At 59.0% G+C, this 18,706-nt stretch carries 16 protein-coding genes; 4 read left to right on the top strand and 12 right to left on the bottom strand.

Annotated features, from left to right (window positions below):
- Positions 1-79 precede the first annotated feature (79 nt).
- From hemA to K6117_RS00560, 4 genes are all read left to right on the top strand, one after another.
- Positions 80-1,294: a 5-aminolevulinate synthase gene (hemA, locus tag K6117_RS00575; protein WP_246604737.1), complete on the top strand. Its 1,215-nt coding sequence runs from the start codon at positions 80-82 to the stop codon at positions 1,292-1,294.
- Positions 1,295-2,401 carry an anhydro-N-acetylmuramic acid kinase gene (locus K6117_RS00570; protein WP_281422081.1) on the top strand — a complete coding sequence of 369 codons (1,107 nt, stop codon included), beginning with the start codon at positions 1,295-1,297 and terminating at the stop codon, positions 2,399-2,401.
- A gap of 88 nt (positions 2,402-2,489) precedes the next feature.
- Positions 2,490-4,880 carry a coiled-coil domain-containing protein gene (locus K6117_RS00565; protein ID WP_221791844.1) on the top strand — a complete coding sequence of 797 codons (2,391 nt, stop codon included), beginning with the start codon at positions 2,490-2,492 and terminating at the stop codon, positions 4,878-4,880.
- Between the two features lie 82 nt (positions 4,881-4,962).
- Positions 4,963-5,493: a DUF4402 domain-containing protein gene (locus K6117_RS00560; RefSeq protein ID WP_221791843.1), complete on the top strand. Its 531-nt coding sequence runs from the start codon at positions 4,963-4,965 to the stop codon at positions 5,491-5,493.
- A 6-nt stretch (positions 5,494-5,499) separates the two neighbouring features.
- Here the strand turns inward: K6117_RS00560 and K6117_RS00555 are convergent, their stop codons facing one another.
- From K6117_RS00555 to nuoG, 12 genes are all read right to left on the bottom strand, one after another.
- On the bottom strand, positions 5,500-5,766 hold the full coding sequence (locus K6117_RS00555; RefSeq protein ID WP_221791842.1) for a DUF1467 family protein: 267 nt from the start codon (positions 5,764-5,766) through the stop codon (positions 5,500-5,502).
- An 81-nt stretch (positions 5,767-5,847) separates the two neighbouring features.
- Complete coding sequence (locus tag K6117_RS00550; protein ID WP_221792785.1) at positions 5,848-7,431, bottom strand: ribonuclease J; 1,584 nt, start codon at positions 7,429-7,431, stop codon at positions 5,848-5,850.
- 187 nt (positions 7,432-7,618) lie between these two features.
- A complete protein-coding gene (locus K6117_RS00545) occupies positions 7,619-8,395 on the bottom strand; it encodes a type III pantothenate kinase (protein ID WP_221791841.1) in 777 nt (258 codons plus the stop codon).
- A 42-nt stretch (positions 8,396-8,437) separates the two neighbouring features.
- Positions 8,438-9,142 (bottom strand): biotin--[acetyl-CoA-carboxylase] ligase, encoded by a 705-nt coding sequence (locus tag K6117_RS00540; RefSeq protein WP_221791840.1) that lies wholly within the window; start codon positions 9,140-9,142, stop codon positions 8,438-8,440.
- 5 nt (positions 9,143-9,147) lie between these two features.
- The gene (nuoN, locus tag K6117_RS00535; protein WP_221791839.1) at positions 9,148-10,593 is read right to left on the bottom strand and encodes an NADH-quinone oxidoreductase subunit NuoN; all 1,446 of its coding nucleotides are present in this window, start codon (positions 10,591-10,593) and stop codon (positions 9,148-9,150) included.
- Positions 10,593-12,155, bottom strand: coding sequence for an NADH-quinone oxidoreductase subunit M (locus tag K6117_RS00530; RefSeq protein WP_221791838.1), 1,563 nt, complete (start codon positions 12,153-12,155; stop codon positions 10,593-10,595). Before K6117_RS00530 ends, nuoN begins: the two co-directional genes overlap by 1 nt.
- Positions 12,156-12,157: 2 nt before the next feature.
- Positions 12,158-14,221 (bottom strand): NADH-quinone oxidoreductase subunit L, encoded by a 2,064-nt coding sequence (gene nuoL / locus K6117_RS00525; protein ID WP_221791837.1) that lies wholly within the window; start codon positions 14,219-14,221, stop codon positions 12,158-12,160.
- Between the two features lies 1 nt (position 14,222).
- Complete coding sequence (gene nuoK, locus K6117_RS00520; RefSeq protein WP_221791836.1) at positions 14,223-14,528, bottom strand: NADH-quinone oxidoreductase subunit NuoK; 306 nt, start codon at positions 14,526-14,528, stop codon at positions 14,223-14,225.
- A complete protein-coding gene (locus K6117_RS00515) occupies positions 14,525-15,136 on the bottom strand; it encodes an NADH-quinone oxidoreductase subunit J (RefSeq protein ID WP_221791835.1) in 612 nt (203 codons plus the stop codon). The genes nuoK and K6117_RS00515 overlap by 4 nt, the downstream gene beginning before the upstream one ends.
- 12 nt (positions 15,137-15,148) lie before the next feature.
- The gene (gene nuoI, locus K6117_RS00510; RefSeq protein WP_221791834.1) at positions 15,149-15,634 is read right to left on the bottom strand and encodes an NADH-quinone oxidoreductase subunit NuoI; all 486 of its coding nucleotides are present in this window, start codon (positions 15,632-15,634) and stop codon (positions 15,149-15,151) included.
- The gene (gene nuoH, locus K6117_RS00505; RefSeq protein ID WP_221791833.1) at positions 15,631-16,674 is read right to left on the bottom strand and encodes an NADH-quinone oxidoreductase subunit NuoH; all 1,044 of its coding nucleotides are present in this window, start codon (positions 16,672-16,674) and stop codon (positions 15,631-15,633) included. Before nuoH ends, nuoI begins: the two co-directional genes overlap by 4 nt.
- Positions 16,671-18,704: an NADH-quinone oxidoreductase subunit NuoG gene (nuoG, locus tag K6117_RS00500; RefSeq protein ID WP_221791832.1), complete on the bottom strand. Its 2,034-nt coding sequence runs from the start codon at positions 18,702-18,704 to the stop codon at positions 16,671-16,673. Before nuoG ends, nuoH begins: the two co-directional genes overlap by 4 nt.
- Positions 18,705-18,706: the final 2 nt, after the last annotated feature.

Genomic DNA, 18,706 nt, shown 5'->3' with positions numbered 1-18,706 from the left:
CATGGCGATGCGCATTTCTCACTGGAAATCCGTAGCCGAAAGGATTAACGACAGCGCAACACGGCCAGGAGGTCAGGCTTTGGATTACCAGCGCGTTTTTAATCAGGCGATTGATCGCCTGCATGCCGAAGGTCGTTACCGCGTATTCATCGATATTCTGCGGACAAAAGGCATGTTCCCCAATGCCCGTTGTTTCGCCGGTCATAACGGTCCCAAGCCGATCACGGTCTGGTGCTCGAATGACTATCTCGCCATGGGGCAACACCCCAAGGTGGTCGAAGCCATGGAAGAGGCGCTGCACAATGTCGGCGCTGGCTCTGGCGGGACGCGCAACATCGGCGGCAACACCCATTATCACATCGATCTCGAAGCCGAACTTGCCGATCTGCATGGCAAGGAAGCGGCGCTGCTGTTCACCTCGGGCTATATTTCGAACGAGGCGACCTTGGCGACGCTCGGCAAGATCCTGCCCGGCTGCATCATCTTTTCGGATGAACTGAACCACGCCTCGATGATCGCGGGGATTCGTAATTCCGGCTGTGAAAAGCAGGTATGGCGGCATAACGATCTCGCGCATCTCGAAGAATTGCTGGCCGCCGCCGATCCGGAAGCGCCCAAGCTGATCGCGTTCGAAAGCGTCTATTCAATGGATGGCGATATCGGCCCGATCTCGGAAATCTGCGACCTTGCCGATAAATATAATGCGCTCACATATTGCGATGAAGTCCATGCCGTCGGCATGTATGGCCCGCGCGGTGGCGGCATTACCGATCGCGACGGCGTGGCCGACCGCGTGACGATCATCGAAGGCACGCTCGGCAAGGCCTTTGGCGTGATGGGTGGCTATATCGCCGCCGATAGCGTCATCGTCGATGTCATCCGGTCTTATGCGCCGGGCTTCATATTCACGACCTCGCTGTCGCCGGTACTGGTCGCAGGCGTGCTCGCCAGCGTCCGCCATCTGAAACAGTCGAATGTCGAGCGCGAAGGCCAGCAGGCCGCCGCCGCTTATTTGAAGGATTGCTTCGCCAAGGCGGGCCTGCCGGTCATGCCATCGGTCACACATATCGTGCCGTTGATGGTCGGTGATCCGGTCAAGGCCAAGAAGATCAGCGATGTGCTGCTGGCGGAATATGGCGTTTATGTCCAGCCGATCAACTTCCCGACCGTCCCGCGCGGCACCGAACGCCTCCGCTTCACGCCGGGGCCGCAGCATAGCGAAGAAATGATGCGCGACCTGACGGCGGCATTGGTTGAAATCTGGGGGCGGCTGGAGATGAAGCTGGCGGCCTGATTGGAACCGTCATTGCCACCTTCATTGGCCATTGGCCTGATGTCCGGCACCTCGCGCGATGGCGTGGATGCTGCCTTGATCCGCAGCAACGGCCTCGGCCATGTCGAGCCGCTCGCGTTCCTGCACCACAGCTATGACGACGCATTTCGCGCCCGATTGGCCGAAGCATGCGATGTCGCACTCAAACTCCCCGCGCCCACAGCGCATGATCTGATCGAACAGGTCACGCGGGAATTGACGGATCGCCACGCCGAGATTGTCCACGCCCTGATCGAACAGGCGGGATACCACTCAAGGGACATCCATGCCATCGGCTTTCACGGCCACACCATCGCCCATCGCCCGGATCGCCGCTGGACATGGCAAATCGGCGATGGCCAAGCCCTTGCCAAGGCGACCAACATCATTACCGTCCATGACTTCCGCAGCGCCGATGTCGCCGCCGGTGGTCAGGGGGCGCCGCTCATCCCCATTTATCATGGCGCGATGACCCAAGGCCTTGGTCGCCCGGTGGCGTTGCTCAATCTCGGCGGGGTCGCGAACATCACGGCGATTGGACCTGATGAAGACATGATCGCCTTTGATTGCGGCATGGCCAATGCCCTCATCGACGATTGGGTGCAGCAGCATTTCGGTCTCGCTTATGACAAGGATGGCCGCATCGCCGCCACGGGCGTGGTCGATGATGCGACGCTCAAGCAGATGCTCACCCATCCGTTTTTCGACGCCTCTGCGCCAAAATCGCTCGACCGCGCGGATTTCTCGATTTCGCAGGTCGCGCACCTCTCACCCGAAGATGGCGCCGCGACCTTGACTGCCTTCACCGCCATGGGCGTTGCCAGAGGCTGCGCCTTGCTCCCCCATCCCCCTCAACAAATTCTGGTAGCGGGTGGCGGACGGCTGAATCCCGTGCTGATGGAAATGGTGGGACGTTTTTGCGGGGCGGAAGTCCATGCCGTCGATAGCTTTGGCTGGAATGGCGATGCGACCGAAGCCGAGGGCTTTGCCTATATGGCGCTGCGGCGATTGGCGGATTTGCCGATCAGCTTCCCCGGCACGACCGGCGCGCCCGTGCCGATGACGGGCGGCGTGATCTGCCGACCTTGATTACGCACCTCTTAGCACGACTTCCCATAACGCTTCGGGCCCGTTACTATGAGGGTTTACTGTGCATCGTCGCAAACAGGGGGACAGCATGGCCCAGATCGGTCACGACAAAGGGACCACATTGAAAATCGTCCGCCAGCCCAAGGGCCATGCGGATGATTCTGCTGTCGATGCGGCGATTGAGGCCGATGTTGAATCCGAAGAAACTTCAGGCGCAAATATGAACAATGACGACGCACCGGCATCCGATATGCTCGAAAGCCCTGCATGGATTTCGCATGACGATGCGCTGGAGTCATGGGACGAACCCGCCATTGCCAGCCGCTGGCCCTTGGTCCTGAATGGCGCGTTGCTGGTGCTGGCACTGGGCTGGACCGGCTTTGCCTGCTGGGCATTCGCCCCCAATATCCCGCTATATACCGATCAACTGCTGCTTGCCCGCGACATTGCCTATCTTGCTTTGCCTTTGGTCCTATTCGGCCTGATGTGGCTGATCCTCAATCGCAGCAGCTATGCGGAATCCAGGCGGCTGGAATTTTCCGCACGCAAGCTGCAACGCGAGGCCGCAGGGCTCGATAGCGTGCTTGCGGCGATCAACAACCGTATCAACGATCATAACAGCCAAATTCGTGAACAGGCTGGCGAACTTGCCAGCTTTGGCGAAGATACTGTGGATCGTCTCGCGACCACGTTGGCCGATCTTGCCCGCGAACGCGAGGCATTGGCACAGCAACGCGCCGCACTGGATGAAGCGACCAGCGCCGCCGAACAGCAAATGCAATTGCTGCTCCACGCCCTGCCCAAGGCAGTGGAGCAAAGCCGGTCGATGACGGGTGCGATGGAAATAGCGGGCAGCATTGCCCATGAACGCGCCAGCGCCTTGGAAGGCCAGTTGAGCGCCCTCACCGCCCTTGCTCGCGATACCCAGCAAGATGTCGGCACGGTCGCGCAAAAACTCGCGGCGCAAATCGGCCAGATCGAAACCGCCAGCCAGTCCACCAGTTCCAGCATCACCCAAGTCGCAACCGATCTGCACGCGACCGTCGATGCCCAGCTTGAACGCACCATCTCTGCCGCAGACGATGTGCGCCGCCTCATTTCCGAACAGGCGGCCGCGATTGTCGCCTTGTCCGAAACCTCGCGCAATGGGCTGGCGGACGCCGCCTCCAATGGCGTTGCCGCATTACAGGCCTCGCTAGACACGCTGGAAAAGCGCCTCGCCACATTGGATGCCCGCGCCGCCAGCACGGGCGCCGTCCACAAGGCAGAACTGGAACATCTGGCCGATGCGCTGGATGAAAATATCCGCGCCGTCGCCAGCCTGCACGAACGCGGCAGCGCACAGGCCGCCGCCCTTACGGGTGAGATTAGTGCGCATGAACAGCAGGTCGCCCAATTGCTGGAATCGCTCGAACGCAGCCATGACCGCGTCACCCATTTGGTCGCCGAAACCGGCCCGATCGAACAGCGCCTGTCCGATGTCGTCCAGTTGGTCGATGCGCAATTGCCGGAGATGGTCAGCCGCCTCGATCAATTGGCGAGCGAGAATTTGAATCACATTCAGACCAGCCTACCGGAACTCGAACGCGCCTATGCGTTGGGGCAGGCGATTGGCGATGCGCTCGATCAAAGCGGAAAGTCACTCAAATCGCAGGCGCGGGTCGCGGAATCACTGGCCGCCCGCACCAAGATCGACATTGCGGCGGTGCAAGAACAAATCAATACGCTCAACGCCGATCTGGAGGCCGTTGCCACGCGCGGTCAGGACCTTGCCGGCCAGACCGGACCGCAATTGCTCGAAGCCCTGATGCGGGTGCGCGAGACGGCGGAACAGGCCGCCGACAAGGCGCGTCAGGCCATTATCGACGTCATTCCACAGGCAATGGCCGAGCTTTCCGCACAGGGCAATGAGGCACTGTCCCGCGTGCTCGATGCCAATATCAACGACAAGATCGGCGCATTGCGCGATCAGGCCGATACTTCGGTCGAAGCCGCGCAAAAGGCCTCCGAACGCCTGATGCGCCAGATGCTGACCATCGCCGACACCACGGCGATGATTGAGCAACGCCTGAACGAAGCCGCTGCCGAGCGCGAGCATGACGAAAGCGACAATCTTTCGCGTCGCGTCGCCATGCTGATCGAGGCGCTGAACTCGACCTCGATCGACGTGACGAAATTGCTGTCCAATGATGTGACCGACACCGCATGGTCGGCCTATCTCAAGGGGGATCGCGGCGTGTTCACCCGCCGCGCGGTGCGCCTGCTCGACAGCGGCGAAGCCCGCAGCGTCCAGCATCATTATAATGACGATCCGGAATTCCGCGAACAGGTCAATCGCTACATCCACGATTTTGAAGCGATGCTCCGTCAGGTCCTCGCCACCCGCGATGGCCAGTTGATGAGCGTGACCCTGTTGTCCTCCGACATGGGCAAGCTCTATGTCGCGCTGGCACAAGCGATTGAGCGGCTCCGCACCTGATTTTTCATCCTTTCAATCCTTGATCGCGATTTAACCATCGCGATTAAGTCGTTGATATGAAGTGCTGAGCTAAGCACAAGTCATGAAGTATGCGTCTCATCATCGCAAATTGCGGCACCGCCATATCGCGGCCTGTGTCATCGCCATGTTCATTGGCGCGATGCCTGCACATGCAACGATCATGACCAGCCCCATTTCGGTCGGCGTGGTGACACCTTTGACGTTGACCAAGGTGCACGACATCGAATTCGGCGGCTTCAGCGCAGGTGCGACCAGCGGGCGCATTTTTATCAATGCCTATACCGATGGGCGCAGTTCCACGGGTGGCGTGACCTTATTGGGCGGCACGACATCCGCTGCCAAATTCTTGAGCTATGGCTATCGCGGCCAGACCATTTCCATTCTGCGTCCCGCGACCGCGATTACGCTGACCCGGGTGGGCGGCGGGGCGACGATGACCATGGACCAATTCACGCTGAATGGTGGTGCGCTTCGTTCCGTCAAAACGGATGGGGTCGTGGATGTGCGTGTCGGCTGTCGCCTGAATATAGCCGCAAACCAATTGGGGGGCAGCTATGCCGGATCGTTCACCCTGACGGTTGAATATCAATAAATGTGATCAGCGACGCAGGCTAAGATCGATCATATCGACCGTAATCCAGCCGTAAATGTAATTAAGATAATATATGGCGAACAATGCGCCCGACAGTAAAGTCGTACGGCGGATGATCATCCAAGCATTGAAATTGACAGGTGCGCTCTCGGCATGGCCGATTTCATGTTGCTTGCCAATGTCCGCATGGGTGCGCACGCCAAATGGCAGCACCATGAACAATGATGCGAACCAGAACAGAAAATAGATCGCGAGCGCAGAACCCCAGAACATCTTGCCTCCTTGCGGCCAGAAAGTAGCGAATTCAACTGAAAAACGGGTCGGCAGCGAACGCCCGCCACCGACCCATCATCATCAGATCGTAATCAGCGCGACATCGACAATCGGCTTCTTTCCCGTCCAAGCGACGGCGCAACGCCGCACGGCGAGACGCACGGACTCGCGCAATTTTTCCATATCCAGGCCATCATATTTATCGACGGCATTTTCAACGACGGTAATCGCCTCTTCGATAAAGTCATCGCGATCTTCTTCGACCGGTACACCCATCGGCTTGATCGACGGGACGCCATGCAAACAGCCATCGGCATCAATCGCAATCGCGACCTGCACCGTGCCATATAAGGCCAGACGCCGCCGCTCGGCGATGGTCGTGCCATTGGCGGGCAGGATCACATCACCATCCAAAACCAGTCGCCCGGTTGCCTCATTTCCGATCTTGACCGGTCCCTTTGGCGCCAAGCGGACGACATCGCCATTCGACTGGACCAAGGTGCGCTTCACGCCCTGTTCGATCCCGAACCGCGCCTGTTCAGCCATATGGCGGCGTTCGCCATGGACCGGCAGCAAGATTTCAGGCCGCAGCCAGCCATACATCGCCGCCAGTTCAGGACGACCCGGATGGCCGGACACATGGACATGCGCCTGCTTTTCAGTGACCATGATCACATTCTTGCGCGCGAGATTATTCTGGACGACGCCAATCGCCTTTTCATTGCCGGGGATCTGGCGCGATGAAAAGATCACGGTATCGCCCTCTTCGAGCTTGATCTGATGGTTCTCCGCCGCAATTCGTGCAAGTGCCGCGCGATCTTCGCCCTGCCCACCCGTGGCCACCACCAGCACATCGCGCCGGGGCAGCGACATCGCGGTGTCGAAATCGATCACATCGGGGAATTTCTTGAACATCCCGCACGCTTTGCCGACGGTCAGGAAGCGATCCAGCGAGCGACCGGCAACGCACAGCTTGCGGCCCGTCTTGACCGCAACATCGCCCAAAGTCTGCAAGCGCGCAGCATTGGAGGCAAAGCTGGTGACAACCACCCGCCCGCGCGCCGCCTTGACGCAACGCAGCAGATCGTCGCGCACGCCGCCTTCGCTGCCCGATGCCTTGGGGTTGAACACATTGGTGCTATCGCACACCAAGGCCAACACACCCTCATCGCCAATTGCTGTCAGTTCCTCCGGTGTCGCGCCCTCGCCGATCACGGGATCGTCATCCAGCTTCCAATCGCCGGTATGGAACACCCGGCCATAAGGCGTATCGATCAGGATCGCGCTCATATCCGGAATGCTGTGCGCAAGTGGCACATAACGGCAGTTGAACGGCCCGACCTGAACCTGCCCGCGATCCGGGACGATATGGAGCTTCACCTTATCGGCAATGCCTTCTTCTTCCAGCTTGCCCCTGATCAGGCGCGCCGTGAAATCCGTCGCATAGAGGGGCACGCCGAGATCGGCGGCGAGATAAGGCACCGCGCCGATATGATCTTCATGGCCATGGGTCAGCAAGATGCCCAACAGATCGTCGCGGCGCTCTTCGATGAAGCTGAGGTCCGGCAATACCAGATCAACGCCCGGATAATCGCCACCCGCAAAGGTCAGGCCCAGATCGACCATTAGCCATTTGCCCTGACAGCCATAGAGATTCACATTCATGCCGATTTCATCCGAGCCGCCAAGGGCCAGGAACAGCAATTCTTTACCCGGTGTAGTCACCTGTATTCATTCCAATCTAAAAACATCGTGCGGAAAACCGGCTTCCGATTTTCCAAAAAAATATCTAATACCAATAATATGCGGCCAATATCTGCATCTCATGCGACAAAGCACGCGCTCACAATAATCAGCCGGTCCGTCGTTGATACATGATGATCAGTCCCCTGATCGTCAGGTCCGATTCAATCGCATCGAATACCGGGCTGTGCTGCTCGAACAATGTGGCCAGCCCGCCGGTGCCAATCACCTGCACCGGACGGCCAATTTCCTTCTTCATACGGGCGACCAGCCCTTCGATCATCGCGATATAGCCCCAATACACCCCGATCAACATCTGATCTTCGGTGTTGATGCCAATCACCTTATTCGTATCAGGTGCGCGGATGGCGATCCGTGGCAGCTTTGCCGCCGCCGCCACCAAGGCATCGAGCGATAGATTAATCCCCGGCGCAATGATACCGCCCGCATAATTGCCTTGGGCATCCACATGATCGAACGTGGTCGCCGTGCCGAAATCGATCACGATCAAATCGCCCGCATGGGATGCATGAGCAGCAATCGCATTGATCACGCGGTCCGCGCCCACGGTTTTCGGTTCATCAACCAACAGGCCGATACCCCATGGCAATTCGTCGCGCCCGGCAATCAGTGCGTCCACGCCGAAATATTTGCTCGCCAGCACTTCCAGATTATGAAGCGCGCGCGGCACCACCGTCGCGATGATGACGGCTTCCACCACCGAACGATCACGGCCACCCAAGATGAGCAACTGGTTCAGCCACACCGCATATTCATCGGCGGTGCGCTTCGGATCGGTCGCGATGCGCCAACGCTCGACAATCTCGTCCCCGTCGATCAGGGCGAAAACGATGTTGGTATTCCCGGCATCAATGGCGAGTAGCATCGCCGCACTCTCCTTAAACTTTTCGGCCTTTAAAATTTCGGATCAGATCAGGAATACGTCCCCGGCATGGATCGTCTCTACGCTTCCCGACGCACGACGCAAGCGTAACGCGCCATCCGGGGCCATGCCGTCGAACATCCCGTCACAAGCGTTGCCATCCGGCAACCATGCCCGCATCATGGTGCCCAGCGGAAATGATCTCTTGCTCCATTGATCAGCAATCGCAGCCAAGCCTTCCGCCCGCCATAAGGCAATATATTCGGCAAAACGATGCTTGAGCGTCTCCACCAATTCCCCCGGCGTCGGATATGCCAGCCCCGCCTCGGCAAGGCTGATCGTCGCGCGGTCGGGAATGATCGGCGCATGGGCGAGATTGACGCCAAAACCAGCGATAATCGCATCGCCCTCGCGCTCCAGCAAAATCCCGGACAGCTTGGCATTATCCAGCATCAGGTCATTGGGCCATTTGATCCGCAACCGATCCGGCCCGGTAAAAGGCAGCAACGCCGCATCCAACGCGACCGCCGCCACCAACGCAAGGCTGGGCGCAGGCGGATCGCCGGGCAGCAACCTTACAAGCGTCGATGCGTAGAGATTGCCGGGTGCGGGCGACCACAGCCGCCCCTGCCGCCCCCTGCCCGCAGTTTGATGCTCGGCCCAAAGCCAGCAACCTTCGGCAGCGCCAGCCTTGGCCAGCGCCGCCATATCGTCATTTGTTGACTGCGTTACCGCGACTGAACGGATCATGCCGTTCAGAACAACGACCCCGCCGCCCTGTCGCTCAACTGCCCCAGCACCGGAATCGCGAGATAGCCGATAGGCGACACGGCCAAGGCCGTCAGCAGCATCAAGCCGGTTTCCACGACATTATTGTTCGCGGCAAACACCTCTTCGCCCGGTTCATCGAAATAGATGATCTTGACGATCTTGATGTAATAAAACGCGCCGATGACCGAGGTCGCGATACCCACCGCTGCCAAGGGCAAGAGGCCAACTGCAACGGCGGCATCGAATACGAGGAACTTCGGCCAGAAACCGAACAAGGGCGGAATGCCGGCCAGCGAGAACATGAAGATCGCAAATGCCGCCGACAGACCCGGACGGCTGCGCGACAGACCTGCCAGTGCTGATATGGCCTCAATCGGGCGGCCTTCGGCATCGCGCATCTGCAATACGCAGACAAAGCTGCCGATCGTCATCACGACATAAACGGCGAGATAGGTCAGCACCGCCGCGATCCCCTGCTGGGTCCCCGCTGCAAGGCCGATCAGCGCAAAGCCGACATTGTTGATCGACGAATAGGCCAGCAATCGCTTGATGTTGGTCTGATTGATCGCCGCCACGCCGCCGAGAATGGTCGAGGCCAAGGCCGCGAAGATCACGATCTGCTGCCATTGATGCGCCGCAGGGCCCATCGCCACGACCGCCACCCGGATCGCCATGCACAAGGCCGCGACCTTGGGGGCCGAGGCGAAGAAGGTCGTCACCGGGGTCGGCGCGCCTTCATACACATCCGGGGTCCACATATGGAACGGCACGGCGCTGACTTTGAACGCAAGACCTGCAAACACGAACACCAGACCGAACAATTCGCCCATCGACACGCCATCGCCATAGGCCTTGGCAATGCCATCAAAGGCGGTGGTGCCGGTAAAGCCATAGACCAAGGAAATACCGTACAGCAGAATGCCCGATGCGAGCGCGCCTAGCACGAAATATTTCAGGCCCGCTTCCGCCGAACGCTGATCCGAGCGCATGAAGCTCGCCAGCACATAAGCGGCAAGGCTGTTGAGTTCGAGACCGACATACAGCGACAACAAATCGCCCGCCGATACCATCATACCCATGCCGACACAGGCCAAGAGGATCAGGATCGGATATTCGGCCCGCAGCCCCATATGGCTACCATCCGCCAATTGGAAAAAGCGCGGGGCAATAAGGATCGACGCACCAGCGGCAAAATAGATCAGCACCTTGGCAAAGGCGGCAAAGCTGTCGGCCTGATATTGACCGCCAAAGGCCGCGCCCGCAGGCCCGAGCAACGCCAAACCGGCAACGGCCAGCAACACAACAGCAATCCAGCTGATCAGCCGCGTCGCCTTGTCGCCAGCCCAGCCCGCCACCAGCAACAACACCAAAGCGCCCGCCGCCAAAATGACCTCAGACAGGGTCAGGGAAAGAGATTCAGCGTAACTCATCAGTGTTGCCCCTCCGCCAATGCAGATGCCGGTGCGTGTTCGGCGGCCTTTTCATGGGCAGCCGCCGGTTGAGGCGCGCCCTTCTTCAACTGCGCATCGCCGGGCGGGTTGGCCCGTTCGATCCGGGCCAGCAATGTCCCGACATCCTTGCGCATCGGCGCAATGAAGCTTTCCGGATAGACGCCCATCCACAAGGTCACCGCGGCGATCGGCGCGAGAATAAGCCATTCGCGCTTGTTCATATCCGGCATGGCCGCGACATCCGCCTTGTCCAACGGGCCATACACCACCCGACGGTAGAGATAGAGCATATAGGCCGCGCCCAGGATCACCCCGGTCGTCGCAATGAACGCCACGAGGCTGTTCGCCTCATAGGCCCCGACCAGCGCAAGAAACTCGCCGACGAAACCCGAGGTGCCCGGCAGGCCGATGCTCGCCATGGTGAAAAACAGGAAGAACAAGGCGTATTTCGGCATATTTTCGGCCAGACCGCCATAACGGCTGATTTCGCGTGTGTGCAGGCGATCATAGATCACGCCTACGCACAGGAACAATGCCGCCGACACCAGACCATGGCTGAGCATGACCACCAGCGCGCCTTCGATTCCCTGACGGTTGAAGGCGAACAAACCGATGGTCACAAACGCCATATGCGCGACCGATGAATACGCGATCAGCTTCTTCATGTCCTGCTGCACCAACGCGACAAGCGAAGTATAGATCACCGCGACCAGCGACATGCCCATCACCAATGGCACGAACTGGCCCGAGGCCTCCGGGAACATCGGCAAGGAGAAGCGCAGGAAGCCATAGCCGCCCATCTTCAACAGCACGCCCGCCAGAATGACGGAACCCGCCGTCGGTGCCTGCACGTGCGCGTCCGGCAACCATGTATGCACCGGCCACATCGGCATCTTGACCGCAAAGCTCGCGAAAAACGCCAGCCACAACAAGGTCTGCGCCTGCACCGGGAAATCATGGTTGAGCAAATTCGGGATATAGGTCGTGCCCGCCTGCTGCGCCATCCACATCATCGCGATCAGCATCAGGACCGAGCCGAACAATGTGTAGAGGAAGAATTTATAGCTGGCGTAAATCCGGTTCGCGCCACCCCAGATACCGATGATCAGATACATCGGGATCAGACCGGCTTCGAAGAAGATGTAGAACAGGAACAAATCCTGCGCCGCAAACACGCCGACCATCAGGCTGGCCATCAACAGGAACGCCGCCATATATTCCGGCACGCGCTTTTCAATCGCGGTCCAGCTTGCAAGAATGCAGATCGGCATCAGGAACGCTGACAGCATGATCAGCATCAAGGCGATGCCATCAATCCCCAAAGCCCAGGCGAACCGCCCGAACATCGGCACATTTTCGACAAACTGCCATTGTGCGCCGCCAATTTCATAATTGGTCCACAACACAATACCGAGGGCGAAATTCGCCAGCGTCGCGATCAACGCGATCCAGCGTGCATTGTTCGCGTTCGTCAAAAGAGCCGCAGCCGCTGCCACCAGCGGCAGTGCGATCATGACGGAGAGAATGGGAAAGCTCATCATGATCACCCAACCATTGCCCAGGTGGCTGCTGCGGCCAGGCCGAGCAACATCACCAATGCGTAGCTATAGACATATCCGCTCTGCAAACGACCGGCGAGCCGGCTGCCGCTGACGACCAGTGCCGCCACCCCATTGGGGCCAAAACGGTCGATCGTACCTTCATCGCCGCGTTTCCACAGGAAACGACCGATGGCAAAGGCCGGTTTGACGAAGATCACGTCGTACAGTTCGTCGAAATACCATTTCCGATAGAGGAAATCGTGCAAGATACGGAACTGGCTGACGAACGCCGCCGGGATGCCGGGGCTACGCACATACGCAAACCATGCGATCACAAAGCCGGTGAGCATCACGGCAGATGCCGACATCTTCACCCACATCGGCACTTCATGCATCGCGTGCATCAAATGCGCGTCAAACGCGAGCGAGCCCTGCCAGAATGCCGCGCCATGTTCCGCATCGAGAAACGGCGTGTGGAAGACATAGCCAGCAGCAATCGCGCCGATGGTCAACACAGCCAGCGGCAACAGCATGGGCCATGGGCTTTCATGCGGATGATAGCCCGCCGTGCCATCGCTTACCGAACCATGCGCGTGATCATGTTCATCATGCGCGTCATGGCCATGGGCCGCATGTGCATGATCGTCATGATCATGGCCATGTGCGTCATGCACCGCATGCTGAATATGCTCGGACTGTTCCCAGCGCGGCTTGCCATAGAAGGTCAGGAACACCAGACGCCAGCTATAGAAGCTGGTGAGCAGCGCCGCGAACACGGCCACGGCAAAGGCAATGCCGCCCGATTCCGAACCACTGGCGAACGTCGCCTCAATAATCGCATCCTTGGAATAGAAGCCGGCAAAGCCGAATACGCCCAAGACGCCCACACCCGTGATCGCCAAAGTCCCGGCCATCATCGCCCAGAAGGTCAGCGGGATATGTTTCCGCAGGCCCCCATAATAACGCATGTCCTGTTCATGGTGCATCGCATGGATGACCGAACCTGCGCCCAGGAACAACAACGCCTTGAAAAAGGCATGGGTGAACAAATGGAACATCGCCGCATTATAAGCGCCAACGCCCGCCGCAAAGAACATATAGCCAAGCTGCGAACAGGTCGAATAGGCGATCACCCGCTTGATATCGAACTGGGTCGTGCCGACCGTGGCGGCGAACAACGCGGTCGCGGCCCCAACATAAGTCACGACATGCTGCGCGGTTTCGCTCGTTTCGAACATCGGCGACAGGCGGCAGACCATGAACACGCCAGCCGTCACCATCGTCGCCGCGTGGATCAGCGCCGACACCGGGGTCGGACCTTCCATCGCGTCCGGCAACCATGTGTGCAGGCCAAGCTGCGCCGATTTGCCCATCGCGCCGATAAACAGCAGCAAGCACAGCAACGTCATCACATCAAAGCGCGCACCAAGGAAACCGATGGTCGAACCCGCCATATCCGGCGATGCGGCGAGAATGGCCGGGATCGACACCGTGCCAAACACGAGGAACGTGCCGAAAATGCCGAGCGAGAAACCAAAGTCACCGACGCGATTGACGACAAATGCCTTGATCGCCGCCGCAGATGCAGACGGCTTTTTATACCAAAAGCCGATCAACAGATAAGAGGCAAGGCCAACGCCTTCCCAACCGAAGAACATCTGGACCAGATTGTCCGACGTCACCAGCATCAACATCGCAAAGGTAAACAGCGACAGATAGGCGAAGAAGCGCGGCTGGCTGTCGTCTTCCGACATATAGCCCCAGCTATAAAGATGGACGAGCGCGGATACCGTCGTCACCACCACCAGCATGACCGACGTCAGCGTATCGACACGCAACGACCAATCGACGCTGAGATCACCCGAGCGGATGAAATCGAGAACCGGCACGACATGGGCATGCGCCCCGCCGGTCAGGAAGGAAATGAAGATCGGCCAACTGAGCGCGCAAGATGCGAACAGCGCACCGGTCGTCACCAGCTTGGCCGGGACGTTGCCGATGGTACGGTTGCCAAGGCCCGCGACAATCGCCGCCAACAGCGGCAGGAATACAATGAGCTGGATCATGTCAGCCCTTCATCCGGTTAATATCGTCAACCGCAATCGTGCCGCGGCCTCGGAAGTAAATGACAAGGATCGCAAGGCCGATTGCCGCTTCGCCAGCGGCCACGGTCAGCACGAACATCGCGAAAATCTGGCCGACGAGATCGCCCAGATAGACGCTGAAGGCGACAAGGTTGATGTTGACCGCCAGCAGGATCAATTCCACCGACATCAGGATGATGATGACGTTCTTGCGGTTGAGGAAAATCCCCAACACGCCAAGCACGAACAAAATCGCCCCCACGACGAGATAGTGCATCAGTCCGATCACAACTCCACCCCCTGCCCCACGGGCTGATCGATATTGCGGGTCGCATCTTGCGGACGACGCTTGACCTGCTCGGAAATATTCTGCGGACGGATACCGCCACGCGCACGGTGGGTCAGCACAATCGCGCCAATCAGCGCCACCAGCAGCACCAGACCCGCACCTTCAAAGACATAGAGATAACGGGTGTACAGCAAATCGCCGATGGCTTCGATATTCGGCACATCACTTGGGATCGGTACCAAACGCTGCGCCATTTCAAGCGAACCTGCTTTCCATGCGCCGACAGCAAAGATCATTTCCACCGCCAGCACCATCGCCAGTAACAGGCCGAATGGCAGATAACGGACAAAGCCCGCCCGCAATTCGGCAAAATCAATGTCGAGCATCATGACGACGAACAGGAACAGCACGGCCACCGCGCCGACATAGACAATGACCAAGAGCATCGCGATGAACTCGGCCCCAAGCAGGAGCATCAGGCCCGCCGCATTGAAAAAGCCAAGGATCAGCCACAACACGCTATGCACCGGGTTGCGGGCGCTGATGACCAGCACCGCAGACGCAATCAGCATGGTCGCAAAAAGGTAAAAGGCAAAAGCCTGTATCATGTCGCGGCCCCCTTACCGGTACGGCGCATCGGCAGCGATATTCGCCGCGATTGCGCGTTCCCATTTGTCCCCATTCGCGAGCAGCTTTGCTTTGTCGTACAGCAACTCTTCACGGCTCTCCGTCGCGAACTCGAAATTCGGCCCTTCGACCACCGCATCGACCGGGCAGGCTTCCTGACAGAAACCGCAATAAATGCACTTGGTCATGTCGATGTCATACCGGGTCGTGCGGCGTGAACCATCGGCGCGCGGTTCGGCCTCGATGGTGATCGCCTGTGCCGGGCAAATCGCCTCGCACAATTTGCACGCGATGCACCGTTCTTCGCCATTCGGATAACGGCGCAGCGCATGTTCGCCCCGGAAACGCGGTGAAATCGGGTTCTTCTCGAACGGATAGTTGATCGTCGCCTTGGGCTTGAAGAAATACTTCAAGGTCAGCCAGTGCGCCTTCACAAACTCCCAGAGCGTGAACGACTTGATGAGATGGGCGACGCTCATGCAGAATACCTTGTCAGCATCAGATAGCCAGAAATCAGGACGATCCAGATCAGCGAGATGGGCAGGAAGATTTTCCACCCCAGACGCATCACCTGATCATAGCGGTAACGAGGGACCGTGGCCTTGACCCAGGAGAAGATGAAAAAGCCGAGGAATATCTTGGCGAACAGCCAGATGATGCCCGGCACCAGATACAAAGGCGCCCAGTCGATCGGCGGCAACCAGCCCCCCCAGAACAGGGTCGCATTGAGCGCGCACATCAACAGCACGTTCGCATATTCGCCCAGCCAATAGAGTGCAAAGGCCATGCCCGAATATTCGGTCTGATAACCGGCGACGAGTTCGGATTCAGCCTCGGTCAAATCGAACGGCGCGCGCCCGGTTTCCGCCATGGCCGAAATCATGAAGATCACGCTCAACGGGAAAATCAGCGGGTTGAGGGCAAAGCCGTTCACCAGCCCGAAGATATGCCCCTTTTGCGCGAGCACGATTTCGGAGAGGTTGAAGCTGCCTGCAAACATCACCACGCCGAGCAGGACAAACCCGATCGACACTTCATAAGACACCATCTGTGCCGCCGCACGCAGCGCCGAATAAAACGGATATTTCGAGTTGGACGACCAGCCCGCAATCATCACGCCATACACGCCGATGGAGGATGCCGCGAGGATGTACAACAGGCCGACATTGATGTCGGACAGCACCATCTTGTCGCCAAACGGGATCACCGCCCACAGGATCTGCGCCACGGTGAACGTCAGGATCGGCGCGATCAGGAACAAGGCCTTGTTCGCCGCCGATGGGACGATGATTTCCTGCAACGCGACCTTCAAACCATCGGCAAAGCTCTGCAACAGGCCGAAGGGACCGACGACGTTCGGGCCGCGACGCAGCGCAAAAGCGCCCCAAAAGCGCCGTTCGCCATAAATGATCATCGCCACCGCCAGCATCAACGGCAAGGCAATCGCCAAGACAAGGATCAGGTTCGCAACGAACCAGCCCAGCCCATCACCCAATTGGGTCTGAAACCACGCGGTCATTCGGCGGCCTCCGCAAATGTCTCGCCATGAACAAGTTCAGCCGAACAACGCTGCATCGTCGCCGATGCGCGGCAAATGGCATTGGTGAGGTAGAAATCTTTGATCGGATAATCGGCGACATCACCTTCCGGCTTGGCATCAAGCTTCGGCACGACCCAGCCATAATCGGCCAGACCTTCAACCCCAAGCGCGGGGACCGCCGCCGCCATCTTCGTGCGAAGCTGTTCAAGATTGTCGAACGGCAATTTCTTGCCGACAACATCCGACAATGCCCGGAAAATCGCCCAATCCTCACGCGCATCGCCCGGCGGGAACACCGCGCGTTCGCCGCGCTGGACCCGACCTTCAAGGTTCACATAAGTCCCGGCCTTTTCGGTATAGGCCGCCGCCGGCAGGATCACATCCGCCGCATGCGCACCCGCATCGCCATGATGGCCGACATAGACCTTGAACGTATCGGCAAAGAGGTCGTAATTGACCTCATCCGCTCCAAGGAAGAAACCAAGCTTCGGCTTTTCCACCGCCAGCGCGCGGATACCGCCCGCAAACGCATAGCCGAGCATCAGCCCGCCCATGCGGCTCGCGGCGAAGTGGAGGACGTTAAAGCCGTTCCACGTGCTGCCATCTTCCAATTCACGGACAAGCTTGTATTTTTCCGCCAGCGCCAAAGCCGCGCCATGCGCGCCTTCATACCGCAATGCGCCGCCGCCAACGATGATCGCCGGACGCGCCGCATTTTTGAAGGCATCGGCCACGGCCTTGGGCAATTTCGTAAGCGTCTTGAGCGATGCGCCCAGATTTTCAACCTTATAGGTCAAATCCGTTTCCGGCCCGATGGCGAAAACCTTGGCCCCGCGCTTGCGAATGGCCTTCAACACCCGCGCATTGACCAACGGCGCTTCACGCCGCAGATCGCTGCCGACCAGCAGGATCACATCCGCCTTTTCGATATTGGCGATGCCGGTGTTGAAATTGACCGCCGACAGCGACGAGGTGTCATAGGCCAGACCGGTCTGACGACCTTCCAGCATCGACCCGCCAAGCGCCGTCACCAATTCACGCGCCGCAAACATGGTTTCGCAATCGACCATATCGCCCGCCACTGCCGTGACCGAACCGCCCGCCTTTTTCGCCGCTGCGGCAACTGCCTTGAAGGCGTCTTCCCAGCTAGCGGCTTCGAGCTTGCCATTCTTGCGGACAAAGGGACGATCGAGCCGCCGCGCGGTCAGGCCATCCACGGCATGGCGCGTTTTATCATGCGCCCATTCCTCGTTCACATCCTCGTTGATCCGCGGCACGATCCGCAGCAACTGACGACCACGCGAGTCAAAGCGGACATTGGTCCCCATCGCGTCCATCACATCGATGCCGGGCGTCTTGGTCAATTCCCAAGGCCGCGCCTCAAACGCATAAGGCTTGGACGTCAACGCGCCGACCGGGCACAGATCGACGACATTGCCCGATAATTCGCTCGTCACCGCGCGTTCGAGATAGGAGGTGATCTGCATATTCTCGCCGCGATAGATCGCGCCGATTTCCTCGACACCGGCGACTTCTTCCGCAAAGCGGACGCAGCGGGTGCATTGGATGCAGCGGGTCATCACCGTTTTCACGATCGGACCCATATATTTCTCGGTCACCGCCCGCTTGTTCTCGTCATAGCGGCTGCTGCCCCGGCCATAGGCCACGGACTGATCCTGCAAATCGCATTCGCCGCCCTGATCGCAAATCGGGCAATCGAGCGGGTGGTTGATGAGGAGAAACTCCATCACCCCTTCGCGCGCGGCCTTCACCATCGGCGAATCCGTGCGGATCGTCTGACCCTCCATCGCGGGCAAGGCGCAGGATGCCTGCGGCTTGGGCGGCCCCGGTGCGACTTCGACGAGGCACATGCGGCAATTGCCGGCAATGCTCAGTCGTTCATGATAGCAGAAACGCGGGATTTCCTTGCCCGCAGCTTCGCATGCCTGAAGCACGGTCGAACCTGCCGGAACCTCGATCTCGATACCGTCTACGGTGACTTTAGGCATGG

The organism is Alteraquisediminimonas sediminicola, assembly GCF_019740335.1.
Lineage (GTDB): Bacteria > Pseudomonadota > Alphaproteobacteria > Sphingomonadales > Sphingomonadaceae > Alteraquisediminimonas > Alteraquisediminimonas sediminicola.
Note: the sequence above shows the minus strand (reverse complement) of the source record. Positions and strands in the feature narration are given on the sequence as shown.